The sequence below is a fragment of the Paenibacillus sp. JNUCC-31 genome, assembly GCF_014844075.1.
Classification (GTDB): Bacteria; Bacillota; Bacilli; order Paenibacillales; family Paenibacillaceae; genus Paenibacillus.
Window position 1 is genome coordinate 6490984 of the sequence record NZ_CP062165.1, and the last position, 19593, is coordinate 6510576.

Sequence of the window (19593 nt, forward strand, 5' to 3'; positions counted from 1 at the left end):
CAGGGAAAGAAGAGGAGGCATGAGAGCTATCATATGCCGGGAAGGTGGATAAGGAGCATCCGTCAGGGAGGCATAAATAGCCTTTTACCCGAAGCGAATCGGACGAATACGTCACTAGATAGAGCAGGGCTATCGACCTCTTTTCTCAGTGATGGCGTGGTAAACGACGGTGGTACTTCTTTAGGATGCGCGTAAAACAAGTTCCCATACTCTCCAGGCCGCAACGTCTGTTACGGGTGAGAAATTCGTTTATTGGCTCCATATGATTTATAATGGTTCAGAAGACATGTGGATTGCTCCGCAGTACTCTTTACTTATAAAACAATTTTAGTGTGCACGAAGAAAGGAAGAAAACCATGATGAACGCTCCACATCCGATTGATCAATTCAAGAAATTCAAATATGAAATTACGAGATTTATGATGATCTATAAATTTGCGTTGGATCAAATGGAGACCAAAATCGAGGTGCTGAAGGAAGAGTTTCAGTCCCTGCATGATTACAGCCCGATTGAACATACCAAATCCAGGTTGAAATCACCTGAAAGTATTATGAACAAGATGTTCCGCAAAAATCATGAGTTAACCTTTGACAGCATCAAGAAAAATATTAAGGATATCGCCGGCGTTCGTATTACCTGCTCGTTTATCTCCGATATCTATCGGATTAAGGATATGTTGTGCAACCAAAGTGACCTGCGTGTACTTGAAGTAAAAGATTATATCGAGAATCCGAAGCCCAACGGCTACCAAAGTCTTCACCTTCTGGTGGAGGTGCCAGTCTACATGTCCAATGGGGAGGAACGGGCATGTGTGGAGATTCAGATTCGTACAATCGCGATGGATTTCTGGGCAAGTCTGGAGCATAAGATCTTTTATAAATATAATAAAGATGTTCCCGAACGTTTGACCAGGGAACTGAAAAGTGCGGCAGATTCTGCCAACGCACTGGATCAACAAATGGAGAGACTTCACCGGGAGATTCAGGAGATCAAGGACGCCGAGAATGAGCGGGACGAAGAAGAACTGCGCCGTATTATTATTAACAATCAACAGTTCACCTTGCCATCCAACCTGCTCAAGCTGTTGGGAGACGGGGAACACTAGTTCATATGAAAAGTACACCAGATTCTTTAAGTACCCATTCTACATCCCGCGTTCGTATGGCATTAATTCTGGGGACACTGTCAGCCTTCGGGCCGCTGTCCCTGGATATGTACTTGCCAGCATTGCCTACACTGGCTGATGAATTCCAGTCATCCACTTCCTATGCCCAGCTTAGTCTTACGGCATGTATGGTCGGACTGGCGGTAGGACAACTGCTTGCCGGACCTTTAAGTGATGTGCGTGGCCGCCGTACGCCGCTTATTGCAGGTCTTGTACTTTATACGATCGCTTCCATACTCTGCCTGGTCAGTCCGACGATGGGTTCTTTTGTAGCCCTGCGCTTTATTCAGGGGGCAGCGGGGGCTGCCGGAATTGTCATCTCGCGTGCGGTTGTAAGGGACGTATATTCCGGGCCGGAGCTGACACGCTTCTTCTCCCTGCTCATGCTGATTAATGGAGTCGCTCCGATCGCTGCACCCATTATTGGTGGACAATTGCTTGTGTATACGTCATGGCGTGGCGTATTTATTTTGCTGAGTATTATCGGCATATTGACTTTGGTAGCCGTGGTGCTTGGTCTTGGAGAGACGTTGCCTTCAGAACGCAGATCCAGCGGAGGACTCAAGCAGACTCTGACTACATTCCGCAAAATTGCGGGGGATCGTTTATTTATGGGATATGCTTTAACCCAGGGGTTCGTAGCAGCTGGCATGTTTGCCTACATATCGGGTTCACCCTTCGTTTTGCAGAAAATATATGGCATCTCCCCGCAAATGTTCAGTGTCTGCTTTGCCATTAACGGGCTGGGCATCATTCTGGCAAGCCAGATCGCCGGGAGACTTGCAGGTAAAGTATCTGAGACCCGGTTGTTAATCGCCGGGCTGTTAACTGCTGCCCTGGGAGGAACATCACTGCTTGTTGCGATTTTGGCTGGAGGCAATCTGATCTCGGTTCTGATCCCTTTATTCCTGGTCGTATCCAGTGTAGGGTTGGTCAATACAGCTTCTTTTGCACTGGCGATGGCCAATCAGGAGAAATCGGCAGGCAGCGCTTCTGCACTTATTGGGGTCATGACGTTTCTGTTCGGTGGCATTGTCGCTCCACTCGTAGGTCTGGGAGGAGAAGGAACGGCTGTGCCGATGGGAATGGTTATCGCCTGTGCTGATCTGGGCGCATTGCTGCTGTATGTAGTTATGGTGGGCAAGAGTGGTAGACTTCAAAATAAACAGCGTCTGAATTGAAATGTTGGTGCGTTAATGTTCTGGCTAACCCATTAACTCGCTCTTATAAAAAATATCATGAAAAAGCGCTCCAGATGAAGGCTCGTTCCTTCAACTGGGGCGCTTGTTCTATGTCCGATCAGGTTTAGCAGAGAGCAAACAGAATTTGGGTGTTGAGCAGGATACTTGGAGTTAGGAATGGATAGAAGTATCCCACCACAAACCCGAACCAATTAACGGCTGGCCACATCAGGTAAACATCATTGTACGTAAATACAAGAGATTATCGGTTGTAACAGAAATTTTGCAATACACGCTGCTCTGGATTACGTGGCGTTGCAACACCCGATTGGGCAAATTGAATGGCGGCATTCGCCCAAATGTGAATCATAGGAATGAAGAGCCCGTTTAATTTTAAACGCCACAACTCCATTGACAATTTCATTGATAACAATTATCATTGTCAATGGAATTGGACAAAAGTACATACAGGTATTAAATAGGCATGAGTAATGTATAAACGTCTACATTTGTCATAACAACTCAATGTATTGAGATGTTCATCTTGAAAGGGGACAGTCACGTGTTTAAGAAAAACAAAAAAATGATCTTGCTTATGATTACCGTAATGGTCATGTCCATTTGGCTGGCAGCATGCGGGTCGAAGTCAGCAGACAACGGTACGGCAGCAGGAGAGACTAAAACAGGATCGGAGACTGGGACACAGACAGAGGCTCCGACAGAACGTACATTGACCGATGCGATGGGTCACGAAGTGAAAATCCCTGCAAATCCCGAGCGTATCATCGCTTCGTATCTGGAAGATCATCTCGTTACACTTGGCGTTAAGCCAGTTGCCCAATGGTCTGTAGCTAGTGGAATCCAGGAGTATCTGCAAAAAGATCTGGACGGTATACCCGGCATTGCAAGTGATCTTCCGTTCGAAGCAGTGGCAAGTTTCTCGCCGGATCTGATTATTATGGGTAGCGAGAGTACAGTTGAGGGTGAAAAGTATGAACAATATAACAAAATTGCTCCAACTTATGTACTTGGTGATGACATAAACAAGGATTGGCGTCAAGCTCTTTTGAAGATAGGAGAGATTCTGAACAAATCAGATGAAGCACAGAAAGCTCTTGCTGATTACGATGCAAAAACAAAAGAAATTAAGGAGAAAGTTGCAGCAGCAACAGGTGGCACGAAGTCTGCAGCGGCATTGTGGCTGTTCAACAACAAGTTCTATGTTGTAAGTGACAATGTCTCCAGTGGTGAAGTCATGTACAACGAACTGGGGCTGTTAGAGCCTGAAGTTGTAAAGGAAGCATCTGTAAAGGCAACGGGTAACTGGTCCGAGATTTCTTTGGAAAGAATCGCAGAAATAGATGCTGACTATCTATTCCTGGTTAACAGTGATAAGGGAACAGGAGCAGAAGCATTGAAAGATTCGGTATGGCAAAGCATCCCGGCTGTGAAAAATGGTAACATATTTGAATTTACCCGTTCCAGCAGCTGGTTGTATAGCGGAGTTCAGGCGAACCTTCAAATTATGAAAGACATTCAGAGCAGCATCGTTAAATAGGACATAGCCAATACGTAGTGCATGTTCAAACTCCTTGGTGCAATGGGTGCCAGGGAGTTTTTTGTCTGTCCAGCCTTTTACGATATATAATATAGAAGCATTGTAGTGTCATGAAGAAAGGCGTTACTTACTTCACGATCAGGAAAGGGGATAGTTGGAAATGTTCACGTTGGATCCGCGGGAATTAACAGGCAGAGATAATTACAAACTGATGAGTGGAGCGGTGGTACCACGCCCGATCGCTTTTGTTACAACACATTCTCAAGATGGTAACGTCATTAATGCAGCGCCATTCAGTTTCTTTAATGTGGTCAGCTCTGATCCGCCGCTGTTATCCATTTCGATTGCTCGCAAGGACGGCATTATGAAAGACACAGCGCGCAATGTGCTTGCCGGGAAGGAACTGGTTGTACATATCTGTGATGAATCGATTGCTCTTGATATGAACGAGACAGCGGCTATGCTGGAGCCTCACGAAAGTGAACTGGAACGGACAAAACTGACGACGGTTCCAAGCACTGTGGTCTCTGTACCGGGTATTCAGGAAGCGCTGATTCGGATGGAGTGCAAGCTGTATCAACATATTTCGATATCGAACGATGAGGGACAACCTGTCAGTGATCTGATTCTGGTTCGTATTGTACAGTATCATTTCAGTGAGAAAGTATATGATCCTGCTACCAAATATATATTAATGGATCAGCTCAAACCGATCAGTAGGCTGGCCGGGAATGACTATGCCAAATTGGGCGAGAGGTTTACGGTGATCCGACCTGTGTAGATTTTTGGACAGGTCCCATGGCCATTGAGGCGTCTGGATCAAAACATACATAGGATTCTTCGTTTAGTAAAGGCGGGCAATATGTGCGTATATTCGCATGTGTTGTCCGTCTTTGCTTGTGTGGTGAACATAAACGGGACTAGCCATGAATAGACTTGTACTATATATCCTGCACATGTGACATGAACCTATTTTATATAAGGAGGTTGGAGCCGATGAACCATCTTGATGGAACAGCAGCGGCAAGTATCATGGGAATAGGAACGGCATTGCCTGTTCATCGCATTGATCAAAAGGATGTGTCTGCCCGGCTTGCACAAGCGCTGGAGCATGAGCCGGATTCCAGACGGTGGGCCAAGCGAATCTTCAATCAGTGCGGGGTGGAGACGCGTTATACGTGTGAACCGAACCTGTTAGAGCCTGTAGATTCCTGCCGTTATCTGCCCTTTACCCAGACGGAGAACGTTCCGACCACTGCCGAACGTATGGCTAAATATAAGGAAGCTGCCGTTCCGCTTGGAATGAAGGCCGCACGTCAGGCGCTTGACGACGCCGCGTTGACGACTTCAGAGATTACACATCTCATTACGGTCAGTTGTACAGGACAATTCCTGCCCGGTCTCGATGTTCGGCTGATTCAGCAGCTTGAACTGTCACCACGTGTAAACCGGATTCCGCTTGTATTTCAAGGTTGTGCTGCCGGTCTGAAAGCAATTCAGTTGGCGAATTCGATGGTAACAAGTGATGAATCCGCCAAGGTTCTTATCGTATGTGTGGAACTGTGCACCCTTCATTTCCAGCCATCGGCCGAGCGGGACGATCTGTTTGCAGCGTCCTTTTTTGGGGATGGTGCATCTGCCTGTGTAGTCGGGCTGGCCGAAATGGGACTGAAAGAACTATTCCGACTGGGGAGTGGACATTCGGTGTTGCTACCAGACTGTGCGGAAGAGATGATCTGGGAAGTGGGCAATACCGGCTTCGATCTGTATCTCTCACCACAGATTCCGAAGCTGCTCGGCCTTCATCTGGGTCCAGAGGTTGAACGATTGCTGGGTAGCCGTGATTTACCGGAAATCTGGGCCATCCACCCTGGAGGCAGAGGTATCGTTGATGCAGTGCAGAAGCTGTACCAACTCTCGGATGAGCAGGTCGCTTACAGTCGAAACATTTTAAGGGATTATGGCAATCTGTCTTCTGTGACAATTCTGTTTGTCTTACAAGCGATCCGGGATGATTACTGCCAGATGGAAGTGGCATCCAGCGGAATTGCACTTGCATTTGGACCAGGTCTGACCGCGGAATTGCTTCCTTTTACGTACGTTCCAGAATTCGTTAAGAAAAGAGAACCTGTGAATTATGGCACGATTTAAGCCGATTCGCCAATAAAACTTCATTTACCATTCTGATACAGAGGAGCTTGGGTATGGGATATCGCAGCCTTGTTGTCCTCATTAGCCGATATCCGCGATTCATCATTCTCTGCTGGGTATTTATCATCGGGATGTCAGCCATCTGGGCGTGGAAATTGCCTGGTATTGTTCAGGACCATGGACTGAACTTGAACCAAGGAGAGGCTCATGCTGTTGAGCTTATTCTTGAGAGAGAGTTTCATGTGCCTACTGATCCGGTAATTCTTTTATTTGAAAAAAAGACAGGTACTACCCTCGCTGAATTCCGAGGCTGGATGAAAGAACGTCTGCAACAGGTTCGCACGATATCAGGTGTAACGGCCATAATCTCTCCACTTGAAGCAGGTGGAAGCCATATGCTGCGTGGGGATGTGGCCTATGCTCTCCTGAGGTTTGATGTACCCTCTCACCAAATGGGCCCGCCGCTGGCACAGCTGCGTTCCATGTTTGCAACACCAGAGGGTCCGGGAACGGTCCAAATCACGGGCAAATCGGTTGTACAGCAGGATGTAAACCGTTTGAGTTTTCGCGATTTGGAGCAGGCAGAGATAGTGGGCTTGCCGCTTGCCTTCGTCATTTTGTGTTTTGCATTCAGAGGCCTATATGCGGCACTGATTGCAGTCATTATGGGAGTATCTGGCGTCATAACGGCAATGGGAGTTACATCCCTGATGGGTTACCATCTGGCGCTCTCCAACTTTGTTATCAACGTGATTCCCATGGTGGGAATGGCGCTCAGCATAGATTTTGCACTTATTATTTTGAGTAGGTACAGGGAGGAGCTTCAGCGAGTTCAGAAAAGGGAAGAAGCAGGTGCAGAAGAAGAGGAAGTCTTGCAAAGAACGCTGCGTACAGCAGGAAGAGCCGTATTCTTTTCTGCTGCGTGTGTTCTGCTGGGATTGCTCGGTCTGCTCTGGATCAGGCTGCCCATGTTCCTGAGCGTATCTTTGGCAGCCATTATCGTTCTCGTAATATCGGTACTGCTGAATATAACCCTGCTGCCAGCGATTCTATCGCTATATTCTGTACGGATCTTTAGACAAAAGTCAGGGTATTCATCCCCTTTCAGGCGGGAGCCGCTTGAGCAAACGTTGCCGTCACGTTCGTTCTGGTCACGCTGGTCAGGCATCATTATGAAACGGCCGATTCGCATGACATTGCTTGGAACGGGTGCATTGCTTCTTTTGGTCCTACCAGTTACCCGATTAGAGCTGGCCATCCCGGATGCTGCTTCCCTGCCTGTCCGCTTGGAGTCTCGCCAGGCGACCGAGCAGTTACAGCGCATCTTTGGACAAAAGAATGTCTCCGCTGTAGAAATTGTGATTGGTGGAACGACAGAGCCGCTAACTGCCTCCCACTGGCGGATTGCGCTGAATAAAATGCGAGAGCTTGAGCAGGATTCGAATGTAGTGAGTGTTGAATCCGCATGGGGAATCATGCTGCCGGACAAGCTCTCCGACCAAGCTCCATCACAAAATAAATTTATAATTCAATCTCAAATTCAATCTCAAATTCAATCTCAAATGAACATTTTATCACCATCTTTGCGTGAAGTACTGAAAGAAACCAAATCTCAGCCCCCTGCATGGCTGCGTTCATATATGTCTGACCACTCCATTCGTATTGTGGCGACCATTCACGGAACATCGGGTTCAGATGAGACTGCATCCTGGCTCGAGCAGATGAGGGCGAAGGACGCCGCTGACTCCTCATCCTTCATACCGCTGCGTTATGGCGGGGAAGCAGTCAAGCAGCATGAAATTATGGAAGAGGTTTCAGGGCAGCTGCCTAAGGTGCTGGCGTTTGTTGTGATATCCAATTATCTGGTGTTGCTCGCAGCATTCCGTTCACTGCTTATCCCCATAAAGGCCATTCTGATGAACTTGCTCAGCTTGGCGGCTTCATTCGGTGTGCTGGTCCTGGTCTTCAATCAGGGACACTTTGGTATGGAGCCATCTGCCATTGCCATCATGATTCCCGTATTCATCGCCGGGCTGGTCTTCGGCATTTCGATGGATTATGGTGTTTTCATGCTAACCCGCATTCAGGAAGTATACAGAAGAACTGGCAACAGCGATCTGGCTGTACAGCAAGGACTGGCTACAACCGGGCGATTGATTACCTCTGCGGCTGCGATCCTGCTGGCAGTGACAGTGCCATTTGCCTTTGCTGACGTAGCGGGTGTGAAGCAGCTGGGGATCGGGATTACATCGGCGGTACTGATTGATGTTACAATCATCCGTCTCGTGCTGGTGCCTGCGCTGATGAAACTGATGGGCAGATGGAACTGGTGGCTCCCGGGGCAGAGGGAATGAAGAGGATAACCATCAGGGGTGTCAGGATAAAGAAGGGTATTCACGTAACCTGAAATTCAGGTAGGCGGAGAATATCCTTTTTTCATCAAAATAGATTGAGTTCAGGCCAAAACAGGCAATAATATTCAATTCACGCCCTGTATGCTGTTTTATAATAGATTGGACAAGCCTAACATTCTTTTTTTTATTACATACGACTATCATTTGAACCAACTGGAGGGAGGAACAGTAATGTCGGATATTGAATCCTATCTGCAAAAGCAGACAAGCCCGCGTGGACGCTCCGCGTATCAAAAGGGTCAATCCCTTGAGCAATGGCGCAGCCAGTTGCGAACACGGATTAAAGAGCGGCTGGGCGGTTTCCCAAGTGTAGCGGCCGAGCTAAATCCCGTATTGCTCGAACGCTTCTCATGTGACGGCTACATCCGGGAGCGGGTTGAAATTACGACGTATGCGGGATTGCGCATGCCCATTTATGTTTTGATCCCTAATGAAGTAAGCGTTACCAATGAGCTGCGACCAGCTATTGTAGCCTGTCATGGACACGGGTACGGCAGCCGGGAGATATCCGGTATGGAGCCCGACGGTTCACCGCGCAGGGGAGAACCCGGCTTGCATAAAGACTTCGCGGTCGCCCTTGTACAGCGTGGATATGTGGTTGCAGCTCCTGAATTACTTGGATTTGGTGACCGAAGATTGCAGGAAGATCGGGATGCACCCCCTGGCACAAGCTCCTGTACCAAAATTGCCGCCCATCTGCTCATGACAGGACAGACCCTTGCCGGACATCGAATCTATGAGACGATTCGTGTGATGGATTACGTAATCACTCGTCCCGAAGCTGATCCGTCGCGTATCGGCAGCATGGGCATTTCGGGTGGCGGGCTGGTGACGGCATTCACTGCTGCGCTGGATGAACGGTGTCGTGCGGCTGTGGTGAGTGGCTATGCAAGTACGTTCCATGGCAGCATACTGGATCGGAATCATTGTCTGGACAATTATATCCCGGGTATTCTTCGGGAAGCGGAGCTGCCGGATATCATCGGACTGATTGCACCTAGGCCACTATTGATTGAAGCGGGAAGTGAAGATCAGGTCTTTCCGCTACAAACTGCCAAAGAGGCGTTTGCACGACTGACAGAAATCTATGAAGAGGCGGGAGCACGGGGATCGCTGGATGCGGACTTTTTTATCGGTGCACATGAGATCAGCGGAGCAAAGGCCTATGATTGGCTTAAGAACGTTCTGTAGGTACGATTTGACATACTGAGAGGCTTAGGATATGAAAATCTGCAAGGGAATATAAGCGGGTTGCATCATTTCATTCGGATTGTTGTTTGCATACATGCACCATGTTTGGTCAAATCAATGGAATGAAAGGAGTGTTTAGTTATGAAATGGTCAAAGTCCGTGCGATATTTGCTCTGTCTCATTTTGTTCACAAGCCTGATTGGAGGTGCTCTGGCAGCTAATGGCGGACCAGTCGCCGAAGCTGCAGCAAATGAGTACAAATTTGATTTTGGTGCGGGTGCAGTTCAGAGCGGTTACACAGGTGTTCAGGCAACGGATGCCTATACTTCAGCGAAAGGCTATGGATTCAATACACCTGCCAATATGCGTAATGTAACGGCCTCTGGAACGGGCGTTGCAAGCGATGCCGTACAATTTGTGGCCTTTGGCACGAAGAGCACAAATACGTTTAATGTGGACTTGTCCAACGGTCTCTATGAAGTCAAAGTGGTCCTGGGCAATACAGCCAGATCCAGTGTGGCAGCAGAGGGCGTATACCAGATTATCAATATGACAGGTAACGCGGCTACGGATCAGTTTCAAATTCCGGTAACGGATGGGCAGTTAAATCTACTGGTTACGGAAGGTAAGGCAGGCACTGCATTTACACTTAGCGCACTTGAAATCCGGAAAATATCGAATCAGACGGTGACGAACCGTACAATCTATATTGGCGGCGATTCGACGGTCTGCAATTATTATCCGCTCAGCAGCAGTGTACAGGGTGGATGGGGGCAGCTGCTTCCTTCCTACGTGAATACCAGTACATTTCAGGTACGCAATATGGCCTCAAGCGGTCAAATTGCAAGAGGCTTCCGTGATGATGGTCAGATGGAAGCGATTTTGAAGTATATTAAGCCAGGGGATTATTTTATTTTGCAATTAGGGATTAATGATACGAATGCCAAGAACAATACAACCGAAGCGGAGTTCAAGGAGATCATGCGTGATATGGTCCGTCAAGCCAAAAATAAAGGAGCCACCGTGATTCTGTCGACGCCTCAGGGCCGGGCAACCGATTTCAATTCAGCGAATGTACACTCGGCGGAGAATCGCTGGTACAATGCATCCACACGCGCGTTGGCTCAGGAAGAGGGAGTGACGCTGGTAGAACTGAACAAACTCAGTTCGGCCTATTTCACTTCCATTGGGCCGGCTGCAACACTGGCGTTGTACATGACAGGAGACACGCTGCATCCGAATCGGGATGGTGCTGTCCAGCTTGCACGAATCGTTGCTGCGGATCTGAGAAGACAGGGATTGGATGGATTCTGATCCGGTTAAAATAGAGCGTATCTCCACTTCTTCTCGAAGCAAGATTGGACGGAGACAAATCGTAAAAACCAAAGAATACCCCTGGGACGGCCACGTAATGGCGGCGTATCCCGGGGGTATTTAATGATGGACCAAGTGACTACTCCATCATGTCCTTGGCCTCATGGTTGACCTTTTTACCTTTCAGCAGCGGTTCAAGTTCATCCTGGACACTCTGTTCCCACAGGGGGACGTCTGTGCGATAGGCTGCCCGTCCGTTCAGGTGCCCGGCAACCGGTGCCGTGATAAAGACAAACACAATGCCAAGCAGTACCCGAGCGCTGATATAGTTGTCGTAATACCAGAAGAAGAGAAACGTTCCGCTTAGCACACACATTACACCGAGCGTAGTACTTTTGGTAGCGGCATGTGCACGCAAATATACATCTGGCAGTCGAATCAGCCCAAACGCACTGAATGCGCTCAGTAGTGCTCCCAGCAGGACAATGAGTCCGATGACAATGCCGGCGGTTCCATCAACGATCTCCTTCATTTTTGAATACCGCCCCTCGTTCAATGTATCTTGCGAATGCAACTGTACTTAGAAAAGCGAGAATGCCGATCAGCAGAATAATATCCAGATAAGCTTGTGTATGAAGCATCATGGATAGCACAGCAACAATGGCAATCACATTAATACCTATCGTATCCAATGCCGTTATTCGATCCGCCATGGAGGGGCCCCGCAGCACTCGATACAGACAACCCAGGATCGCCAGGGACAGAATTAGCAAGGAAATGAATAACAGTGAGGATAACATTACCGCGTCACCTCCATAATGGCTTTTTCGAACGTATTTTTGATATCATCACTCATTTTCTGTTCGTCTTTGATATCCAGCGCGTGTATATACAATTTGCGTTGATTACCCGAAACTTCAAGTGGCAGGGAACCTGGTGTGAGTGAGATCATCAGACAGAGGAGTGTTACTTCCCAGTCAGAGGACAGCTGTGTCTGATAGGAAAATATGCCTGGACGAATATCAAGCTTGGGCTTCACAATCTGGCGAATAACCTCAATACTGGCCCGCACCAGTTCCTTGAGCAGCAAGGCAATCAACTTGATGATCGCCCAGACACGGACGATGTAAAAACGTTCTGGAAAGAATCGCCGCATGCCTCCGATCAACAGCAGTCCCAGTAGATAACCTGTTATAAAGCCAACGCCATTCCACGCATTATTCAGAAACATCCATACAAAGGCAATGATAAGATTAAGCACAATCTGAAAAGCCATACGTATCTACTCCTTCAATACTGCATCAATGTAAAGATTGGGATGCAGCAGAATGTCGCCTGCGCGGGAGGTCAGTTGGAACATGCCCTCAGCCCCCACACCCATCACGATGATGAACACAAACAGAATTCCCGCAGGGATGAGCAGACCGTTCACGGCATAGGGTCTTCTCACTGTGCCTGCTGGTGGTTCACCCCAGAATGCTTGAATGAAGATGCGCAGAACCGAATATAACATCAGCAGGCTGGACAGGACGGCAATGCCCGTCAGACCATACAACCCTGCCTGAAACCCGCCTTCGAACAGCAGCAATTTCCCAGGAAATCCACTGAATGGGGGGATACCGGCCAAGGCAAGTGCGCTAATGAAGAACATCCAGCCGAGCAGTGGATAGCGATGGATCAGCCCGCCCATATTGTCAAGTTTGGAGGTTCCTGCGACCGCGATCAGAGCACCCCCGAGCAGGAAGAGCAGTGTTTTGATCAACATATCATGCAGCATGTAGAAGAGTAGACCTTCCAGTGACGGACGGCTGGCAGCAGCCATGCCGAAGGCTACAAATCCCACTCCCGCGATAACGTTGTAGATGAGAATTTTATTAACGTCACGATAGGACATGGCCCCGATTACCCCGAGTACCATAGTCGCTCCAGCCATCCAGCCGATTAGTGCATGGAAGAAATCCGGATCATGATAGAAGATCAGTGTGAATGTTCGCACAATAGCGTACAGGCCAACTTTGGTCAGCAAACCAGCGAATAGGGCGGTGACCACTGCCGGAGGGGCCGCGTAAGAGCCGGATAACCAGAAGAAAAGGAACAATCCGGCCTTGATGCTGAACACGATCAGGAAGAGGACGGCGATCAGGGTGATGACTCCACTCTGTCCGACTTCAGCGATCCGATTGGACAAGTCGGCCATGTTTAGAGTGCCGGTAATCGAGTAAAGAAAGCCAATAGAGGCTACAAACAGTGCAGAAGAGACAATGTTAATCAATACATATTTAATCGTTTCCCGCAGTTGTCTCTCCGTACCTCCCAGTACAATCAGCGCATAAGAAGAGATGAGCATCAATTCAAAGCAGACAAACAGGTTAAACAGGTCCCCTGTAAGAAACGAACCATTTACACCCGCAATCAGAAAATGAAAGAACGGGTAAAAATGATGCTCTTCCCGCTCCCTGTTTACGCTTCGGAAGGCGTAGAGCAGGCAGGCCAGCGCGATGATGGATGCAGCCACTACGAGCAAGGCCGATACCATATCGGCAACAAGCACAATGCCGTAGGGAGGTGCCCAACCTCCCATGTTAAGCGTCTGAATCCCCGACTGTGCCACTTGGGTAATCAGTACGGTTGAAGCCGCTGCTGTTAGCAAAAGGCCAATAACGCTCACCATTCGTTGAATATCTGTCCGTCGAAAGAACAGGAGAGCAATAACTCCGGTAATCAGTGGCAGCAGAATGGGCAACACAACGAGATTATTCATATGGGCGCCTCCTAACCTCTTCCATATCATCTGTTTTCAGCTTCAGATAGGAACGATAGGAGAGAACAAAGAAGAAAGCAGTTAATCCAAAATTGATGACGATGGACGTTAATATCAGCGCTTGGGGAAGCGGGTCGACATATCGCTCGGCCTGCTCCCCAAGCAGTGGTGGTGCACCTGTTTTGAGACGAGACATCGTGATCAGCAGCAGATGCACCCCATGAGTGAGTATGGACATGCCGAGCACGATCCGGAGCAGGCTCCGCGATAAGATTAAAAAGACGGCGACCGCAAACAATATGCCAACAGCCACGCACATCAATATTTCCATATCAGCGATCCTCCCCGATCTGTAGAATGATATTCATGGTGACTCCCAGGACAGCCAAATACACGCCCAGGTCAAACAGCATCGCGGTTGCCAGCTCTGTTTTTCCAAGTACAGGAAGTTCGAAGTAACCAAAGGTTTGACTCAGGAAGGGTACACCGAACAAAAAGGAGCCCGCTCCGGTTAACAAGGCAATGCCCAGTCCGATGGCTGTCAGGGTTCGGAAATCAATAGGTAATGCTTTGCGTACGGTATCTGTACTGAACGCCAGTGCAATTAGAACCAGTCCGGCAGCCGTTACGAGACCGCCGATAAATCCCCCACCCGGATTATGGTGTCCAGCAAAGAATAGATGTAGGGCAAAGGTCAAGATGATAAAGACGACAACTTTGGTCGTCGTTTGCAACAACACATCGTTGCTTTGGAGGGGTACGGTATCCCAGGTTGAAGAACTGCGTTCCCGGTTGCCGTACTTTTTCGTATTGTCTGCTTCGTCATCCGACCCAGGATCCTGATCTTCAGTCTGTTCTTTCTTGCGGAATTTCAGTCTGGCGCCTAGGTCCCTTGCTTCGAGATTCAGATTAATCATGGAGTAGATGGACAAGGAAGCTACCCCAAGTACCATTATCTCCAGTAAGGTGTCGAAACCACGGAAGTCCACCAGCAGTACATTAACGACATTTTTGCCGCCAGCCAGATGGTAGCTTTCCTGAATGAAAAAGTCGGAAATGCTCTCCAGTGATGCGGTTCCACTCGCGGCTAATGCAACAAAAGTCATAACCACTCCGACAGCAATGGCAACAACCATATTCACAGTGAGATACCGTTGGCTTGATCTGCCTCGTTGCAGCTCAGGCAGGTGGTAGAAGCAGAGCAGGAACAAGGCAACCGATACCGTTTCGACAATCATTTGGGTCAATGCCAAATCCGGGGCTCTGAACAGAACGAATAACAACGTGACGAGATAACCAACTGCGCCTGTCATAATGACTGCAGATAGCCTGTTCTTGGCAAATGGGATCGAAATCGCTGCCGCGATCAGCGCGACAAGCAGCACTGCCTCATAGAATGAAAAGGGGGCATTACCCTTGAAATTCCAGGTGATATTTTCCCCTGAGCGGAAAAAGGCATAGACCAGCAATGCAACGGTGAACGAGAAAATGTATACCAGATAATTACGAACTGAACCGTTCATATAGGCTTCGGTCCATTTGCGTGCATAATGCTGAAGATTATCCAGCACGACGTGGTACATATTGTTTATCGTCAGCCCTTGTGGGTAGTGTTCATATATATTTTTCCAGCGGGGCAGCAATTTGTATAAGGTTACCCCCAAGGCCATTACACCGACGGTCATGATCAATTCCGGTGTGATGCCATGCCATAACGAGAAATGAACATCAAAGTGCTCATTTCCGCTTAGCAGAGAAGGAAGCACTCCTGCCATCGCCGGTTCAATTAATGATCCAGCCAGCAGATTCGGGAATAGCCCGAATGTAATCACGAGTATGCCGAGAATGACTGGAGGAATCAGCATGCCAACAGGAGCTTCATGGAGCTTCTCGGCAGGAATCTCACTGCGAGTGTGACCGAGGAACGTTTTGAACACAATAATGAGCGCATAGATCAGAGTGAATACACTTGCGAGCCAGGCGAACACAGGCAAGAGTACACTCCATGACCCGAGTCCAAAGATACGGAAGTGTGTCACTTCCACCATGGCCTGGAAGAACAGTTCCTTGCTCAGAAATCCGTTAAACGGCGGAATTCCGGCCATGGCGAGTGCTCCGACGAGTGCTACCGTAAAGGTCACAGGCATAAATGAAGCAAGTCCGCCGAGTTTCCTTATATCCCGCGTACCTGTCTCATGATCCACAATACCAACGACCATAAACAAAGCGGCCTTGAAGGTAGCGTGGTTGAACAGATGAAGCAGAGCTGCCGTAATGGCAACGGTGTACATCGCGGAGGATTCGCCATATCCGAAATAGAGGGCTGCTGAGCCAACGCCGAGCAGAGACATGATTAGACCAAGCTGTGAGATGGTAGAATAGGCCAGAATGGCCTTAAGATCATTTTTTTTCACGGCAAGGAAAGATCCATAACAAAGGGTGAACAGCCCAACCCCGGTGACGAGCCAGAACCATACTCCCTGTCCACCAAAGATCGGTGTGAACCGGGCTATGACATACAGTCCTGCCTTGACCATCGTAGCCGAATGCAGATAGGCGCTGACGGGCGTGGGGGCTTCCATCGCGTCTGGCAGCCAGATGTGGAACGGGAACTGTGCCGATTTGGTAAAAGCACCGACCAGAATGAGCACAAGAGCAGGCAAGAAGAGTGCACTTTCCTGAATCTGTCCCCATTCTGTAATCGTTGCGCGGATGCTGAACGTACCCGTCATGAGGTACATCAGCATGAACCCGGCAAGCATGGCAAAACCACCAAAAACAGTAATGAGGAACGACTTCTGTGCGCCCGAAGTGGACGCTTGGCGTTTGTAGTGAAAAGCGATCAAGAGAAAGGACGTAATACTGGTCAATTCCCAGAATCCATACAATACAATCATATTATCTGATAGCACCACGCCGAGCATGGCTCCCATAAACATCAACAGATACAGGTAGAAGCGATTCAAGGCTTCTTTGGTATCCATATAGAAAATGGAATAAAGGACCACCAAGGTTCCTATTCCCGTGATTAATAGTGTCAACAGCAGACTTAGACCATCCAGATATAGATTAAATCCAATGTCCAGTGAAGGAATCCATGGAATATATCCGGATACCGTATTCCGCTGGGACACGGCGGGTATGAGGCTCGCAAAATAGACAAATAACAGGGCCGGGACAAGCAAGACCGGCCATCCCATATGTATTTTACGGAAAAATTGATGCAGCATGGCAAGAATAATACCAGCGGCAAAAGGCAGAATCACAGCAACATGAAGCAGGCTCAACATTACACCCCCAATGACTGAATTTCTAATGCTTTCTGTTATAACGAACAAGTCATCATTACCGATATGGCATGCTTGCTCTATATATTCATAACCCAAGTATGTATATACAGAATCGTGACTATTCTTTGAATGGGAGAAACACGATGCCGATCATGTCCTCCTATTGCAGGACATATAGTTTGAACCAGCCGGGGTCCAACTGCTGCTGAATCAGCTTCACCATAGCTTTCCCACGTTCTCGTGGGTTAGATTCATGGCGAGGTGAAAACGTATCGGGAAGACCTGTGTAACCGGAGGGGATTAAGGGTAAATTTATCGTAGATGTCCATGATGCAGTCCTGTGGATATGGACTCAAGAGGAGAAGTGCATGCTAATGCAGAAGATATAATATAGCTTGAATTAACCGTTTATTATCGATTATGAGCGGTTGCCTATTGGTTGCAATATTGGCAGCGCGGAGATCCAGGTTACAGCTGCCACCCGAGTGAAATGATGCACATATCTGATGAGGTGCTGTATGAATCGAAACGTGCGGGCAAAAATAGAATAACCTTCTATCACGAGATAAAGAACAACGATTGAAACCATAACGGAATACGAATCGTGGATGTGGGTTCGTACAAGGAGAGATGAAATGTCAGGAAAATACACAACCGTACCGTACGGTTACGAGCCGCCTGCGGCCACCCGTAAAGGCACGCTTACTTTTTATGATTCTTTCGAGCATGTGACCGATGAACAACTTGAACGTGCTGCTGCAACGGCGGATACACGTTCTTTCGTGCAACTTGTGCTATATCCATTGCATGAGAATACGGTTAAGCGAATGAGCCGGGATACCGTACAGGCTTATTACAAAAGAGAAGATCGTCTTCATGAGTGGCGGAGGGATCATCCTGGGTCCCGAATAAGGGTGGAGTCATTAGAGGGCAAAAGGAAGAAATATACACCGATCGACTCAGCTTTGCGCCACATTACGGCGGAATACCCTTCCCCTCACTTTTTGTATATGACTTCCGAGATGGCGAATTTGTTCGCGTCGTTCGACTCCTTTAACGACTGGATTAAAGAATTGCGTCTGATTATTGATGGACAGTCTGCACAGCTTCACCCGAAGCTGGAGCAAAATTCACATCGTTGGGAATGGGCAGAGTGAAAAATGGGAGTAAAGGATCCAAATCAAAAAAAGTAGTGCTGTGTAACCGGCTTCCCGGTGAGCAGCACTACTTTTTTTTGGGGGGGACGACTAAACCAGATCAAGGGATGTTATTGTTTTATTTTTGCCCGTTCGTTTGGCGGCATACAGACAGGCATCCACTTCTTCAAACAATTTGTCCTTGGTCAGATGGGGACTGTAGCTTTTGAGGCCGACAGACACCGTAATATAAGTCCCTTCGAGTTCTTTGTGAACGCTACGGGCAATTTTTTTACGGATCTGCTCCACCACGGCATAAGCCTGTTCGAAAGATTGCTCAAACATTAACAGTGCGAATTCTTCTCCGCCATAACGTGCGGCGATATCGCCCGATGTGATGTTCTCCTGAATGACCAGAGAGACTCTTTCCAGAATAGCGTCTCCCACCTGATGTCCATATGTATCATTAATGGATTTGAAATTGTCAATATCCATTAGAGCCAGGTGAAGACTCATGCCATTGGTGGCATACTCAAACGCTTTTTCATAATAGTCCTTAAAGGAGCTTTGATTATACAGTTTGGTTAGCCCGTCCGTCTTGGATTGCTTGCTCATAATCGCGTTTCGCACAATCAGATCCTGTTTGGCAAGCATACTGGCCTGAAGATCATCCAGCACCTCGACGCCGCTCGTAACAATCAGTTGTGCAACGTATGTACCTACAATGAGAAAAGCCGGAATGGAAATCATATCAAACGAGGACAAGTAGAGCCGATAGGCTGGGTCGCAGAGAACGATGAGATAGCCAATGATCTGCATGAGGCATACCATCCATACCTTTTTCTTGCTGAAGAACAGAACCGAAGCGAAGATCGGCAACAGACAAATGGCTAGTATGATCCGAATATCGTAATTAACATGAATGATGGCCCAGGCTATGATCGTGCTGGCGATGGACATGGAATAGAAGGAAAATGAACTGAAATGGCGTTCCACCCAATTGGCGATCAGAATAGCTAGAGTGCTGGCTAATGTAGGCCAAAATAAAACATGGATCATAAAATCTTCCGGAGTGCGATCATAATCCAGAAACTGAAAGCAGCCTATTTGAATGACAACATGCGTTAAAACGACAACCCAGTATGCACGAAGCATTTTTTTGATCCATTTGGAATGCTTGAATTCGTAACCGGTTGGAATATGGTTGTTATGTAAGTTGGGAATCTTCAAATTATCACCGCTGACTGCATCATAATGATACGACAGACACCGCTCTCGTATAATCTGATTATAAAACACAATGAACGAAACGCAAATCATTTAATTAGGAGAATGGAAACTAAGAATACATAAGTCAAAGAGTACTAAGTAATTATCAGGGACAAACAAAAAAACAAATTAGGCTCATAGACTGAATATGAAAGCTCCAAT

Annotated in this window: 16 protein-coding genes; 9 read left to right on the forward strand and 7 right to left on the reverse strand. The window is 47.9% G+C overall.

Annotation, left to right across the window (positions count from 1 at the left end):
* Positions 1 to 359: 359 nt before the first annotated feature.
* The 8 genes from JNUCC31_RS28700 (at position 360) to JNUCC31_RS28735 (ending at position 10975) form a co-directional block, all read left to right on the forward strand.
* Positions 360 to 1106, forward strand: a complete 747-nt coding sequence (locus JNUCC31_RS28700; protein WP_192273398.1) for a GTP pyrophosphokinase — start codon at positions 360 to 362, stop codon at positions 1104 to 1106.
* A gap of 5 nt (positions 1107 to 1111) precedes the next feature.
* Entirely contained in the window at positions 1112 to 2347 is a 1236-nt protein-coding gene (locus JNUCC31_RS28705; RefSeq protein ID WP_192266735.1) for a multidrug effflux MFS transporter, read from the forward strand.
* Between the two features lie 562 nt (positions 2348 to 2909).
* Positions 2910 to 3905, forward strand: a complete 996-nt coding sequence (locus JNUCC31_RS28710; RefSeq protein ID WP_228469292.1) for an iron-hydroxamate ABC transporter substrate-binding protein — start codon at positions 2910 to 2912, stop codon at positions 3903 to 3905.
* A gap of 160 nt (positions 3906 to 4065) precedes the next feature.
* Positions 4066 to 4686 carry a flavin reductase family protein gene (locus tag JNUCC31_RS28715; RefSeq protein WP_192266736.1) on the forward strand — a complete coding sequence of 207 codons (621 nt, stop codon included), beginning with the start codon at positions 4066 to 4068 and terminating at the stop codon, positions 4684 to 4686.
* A 215-nt stretch (positions 4687 to 4901) separates the two neighbouring features.
* On the forward strand, positions 4902 to 6056 hold the full coding sequence (locus tag JNUCC31_RS28720) for a type III polyketide synthase (protein ID WP_192266737.1): 1155 nt from the start codon (positions 4902 to 4904) through the stop codon (positions 6054 to 6056).
* Between the two features lie 53 nt (positions 6057 to 6109).
* On the forward strand, positions 6110 to 8410 hold the full coding sequence (locus JNUCC31_RS28725; protein ID WP_192266738.1) for an MMPL family transporter: 2301 nt from the start codon (positions 6110 to 6112) through the stop codon (positions 8408 to 8410).
* A 231-nt stretch (positions 8411 to 8641) separates the two neighbouring features.
* Positions 8642 to 9661, forward strand: coding sequence for an alpha/beta hydrolase family protein (locus tag JNUCC31_RS28730; RefSeq protein WP_192266739.1), 1020 nt, complete (start codon positions 8642 to 8644; stop codon positions 9659 to 9661).
* Positions 9662 to 9802: 141 nt separating this feature from the next.
* Positions 9803 to 10975: a rhamnogalacturonan acetylesterase gene (locus JNUCC31_RS28735; protein ID WP_192266740.1), complete on the forward strand. Its 1173-nt coding sequence runs from the start codon at positions 9803 to 9805 to the stop codon at positions 10973 to 10975.
* A gap of 139 nt (positions 10976 to 11114) precedes the next feature.
* Here JNUCC31_RS28735 and mnhG read toward each other — a convergent pair whose 3' ends face one another.
* From mnhG to JNUCC31_RS28765, 6 genes are read right to left on the reverse strand one after another with little or no spacing between them, the layout of a single operon-like run.
* Positions 11115 to 11507 carry a monovalent cation/H(+) antiporter subunit G gene (gene mnhG, locus JNUCC31_RS28740; protein ID WP_192266741.1) on the reverse strand — a complete coding sequence of 131 codons (393 nt, stop codon included), beginning with the start codon at positions 11505 to 11507 and terminating at the stop codon, positions 11115 to 11117.
* The gene (locus JNUCC31_RS28745) at positions 11491 to 11775 is read right to left on the reverse strand and encodes a Na(+)/H(+) antiporter subunit F1 (RefSeq protein ID WP_053782045.1); all 285 of its coding nucleotides are present in this window, start codon (positions 11773 to 11775) and stop codon (positions 11491 to 11493) included. Before JNUCC31_RS28745 ends, mnhG begins: the two co-directional genes overlap by 17 nt.
* A complete protein-coding gene (locus tag JNUCC31_RS28750) occupies positions 11775 to 12251 on the reverse strand; it encodes a Na+/H+ antiporter subunit E (protein WP_192266742.1) in 477 nt (158 codons plus the stop codon). The genes JNUCC31_RS28745 and JNUCC31_RS28750 overlap by 1 nt, the downstream gene beginning before the upstream one ends.
* A gap of 6 nt (positions 12252 to 12257) precedes the next feature.
* Positions 12258 to 13736 (reverse strand): Na+/H+ antiporter subunit D, encoded by a 1479-nt coding sequence (locus tag JNUCC31_RS28755; RefSeq protein ID WP_192266743.1) that lies wholly within the window; start codon positions 13734 to 13736, stop codon positions 12258 to 12260.
* Positions 13729 to 14067, reverse strand: a complete 339-nt coding sequence (locus JNUCC31_RS28760; protein ID WP_192266744.1) for a Na(+)/H(+) antiporter subunit C — start codon at positions 14065 to 14067, stop codon at positions 13729 to 13731. Before JNUCC31_RS28760 ends, JNUCC31_RS28755 begins: the two co-directional genes overlap by 8 nt.
* Before the next feature lies 1 nt (position 14068).
* A complete protein-coding gene (locus JNUCC31_RS28765) occupies positions 14069 to 17023 on the reverse strand; it encodes a Na+/H+ antiporter subunit A (protein ID WP_192273401.1) in 2955 nt (984 codons plus the stop codon).
* Between the two features lie 638 nt (positions 17024 to 17661).
* Here JNUCC31_RS28765 and JNUCC31_RS28770 point away from each other — a divergent pair.
* A complete protein-coding gene (locus JNUCC31_RS28770; protein ID WP_192266745.1) occupies positions 17662 to 18183 on the forward strand; it encodes a hypothetical protein in 522 nt (173 codons plus the stop codon).
* A 90-nt stretch (positions 18184 to 18273) separates the two neighbouring features.
* Here the strand turns inward: JNUCC31_RS28770 and JNUCC31_RS28775 are convergent, their stop codons facing one another.
* On the reverse strand, positions 18274 to 19317 hold the full coding sequence (locus JNUCC31_RS28775; RefSeq protein ID WP_228469293.1) for a GGDEF domain-containing protein: 1044 nt from the start codon (positions 19315 to 19317) through the stop codon (positions 18274 to 18276).
* Between the last annotated feature and the right edge of the window lie 276 nt (positions 19318 to 19593).

What these genes read in the sequence shown, in the direction of transcription:
- JNUCC31_RS28700 (WP_192273398.1), top strand. Translation starts at nt 360, where the DNA reads ATGAACGCTCCACATCCGATTGATCAATTCAAGAAATTCAAATATGAA.
- JNUCC31_RS28705 (WP_192266735.1), top strand. Translation starts at nt 1,112, where the DNA reads ATGAAAAGTACACCAGATTCTTTAAGTACCCATTCTACATCCCGCGTT.
- JNUCC31_RS28715 (WP_192266736.1), top strand. Translation starts at nt 4,066, where the DNA reads ATGTTCACGTTGGATCCGCGGGAATTAACAGGCAGAGATAATTACAAA.
- JNUCC31_RS28720 (WP_192266737.1), top strand. Translation starts at nt 4,902, where the DNA reads ATGAACCATCTTGATGGAACAGCAGCGGCAAGTATCATGGGAATAGGA.
- JNUCC31_RS28725 (WP_192266738.1), top strand. Translation starts at nt 6,110, where the DNA reads ATGGGATATCGCAGCCTTGTTGTCCTCATTAGCCGATATCCGCGATTC.
- JNUCC31_RS28730 (WP_192266739.1), top strand. Translation starts at nt 8,642, where the DNA reads ATGTCGGATATTGAATCCTATCTGCAAAAGCAGACAAGCCCGCGTGGA.
- JNUCC31_RS28735 (WP_192266740.1), top strand. Translation starts at nt 9,803, where the DNA reads ATGAAATGGTCAAAGTCCGTGCGATATTTGCTCTGTCTCATTTTGTTC.
- mnhG (WP_192266741.1), bottom strand. Translation starts at nt 11,507, where the DNA reads ATGAAGGAGATCGTTGATGGAACCGCCGGCATTGTCATCGGACTCATT.
- JNUCC31_RS28745 (WP_053782045.1), bottom strand. Translation starts at nt 11,775, where the DNA reads ATGTTATCCTCACTGTTATTCATTTCCTTGCTAATTCTGTCCCTGGCG.
- JNUCC31_RS28750 (WP_192266742.1), bottom strand. Translation starts at nt 12,251, where the DNA reads ATGGCTTTTCAGATTGTGCTTAATCTTATCATTGCCTTTGTATGGATG.
- JNUCC31_RS28755 (WP_192266743.1), bottom strand. Translation starts at nt 13,736, where the DNA reads ATGAATAATCTCGTTGTGTTGCCCATTCTGCTGCCACTGATTACCGGA.
- JNUCC31_RS28760 (WP_192266744.1), bottom strand. Translation starts at nt 14,067, where the DNA reads ATGGAAATATTGATGTGCGTGGCTGTTGGCATATTGTTTGCGGTCGCC.
- JNUCC31_RS28770 (WP_192266745.1), top strand. Translation starts at nt 17,662, where the DNA reads ATGTCAGGAAAATACACAACCGTACCGTACGGTTACGAGCCGCCTGCG.
- JNUCC31_RS28775 (WP_228469293.1), bottom strand. Translation starts at nt 19,317, where the DNA reads ATGCTTCGTGCATACTGGGTTGTCGTTTTAACGCATGTTGTCATTCAA.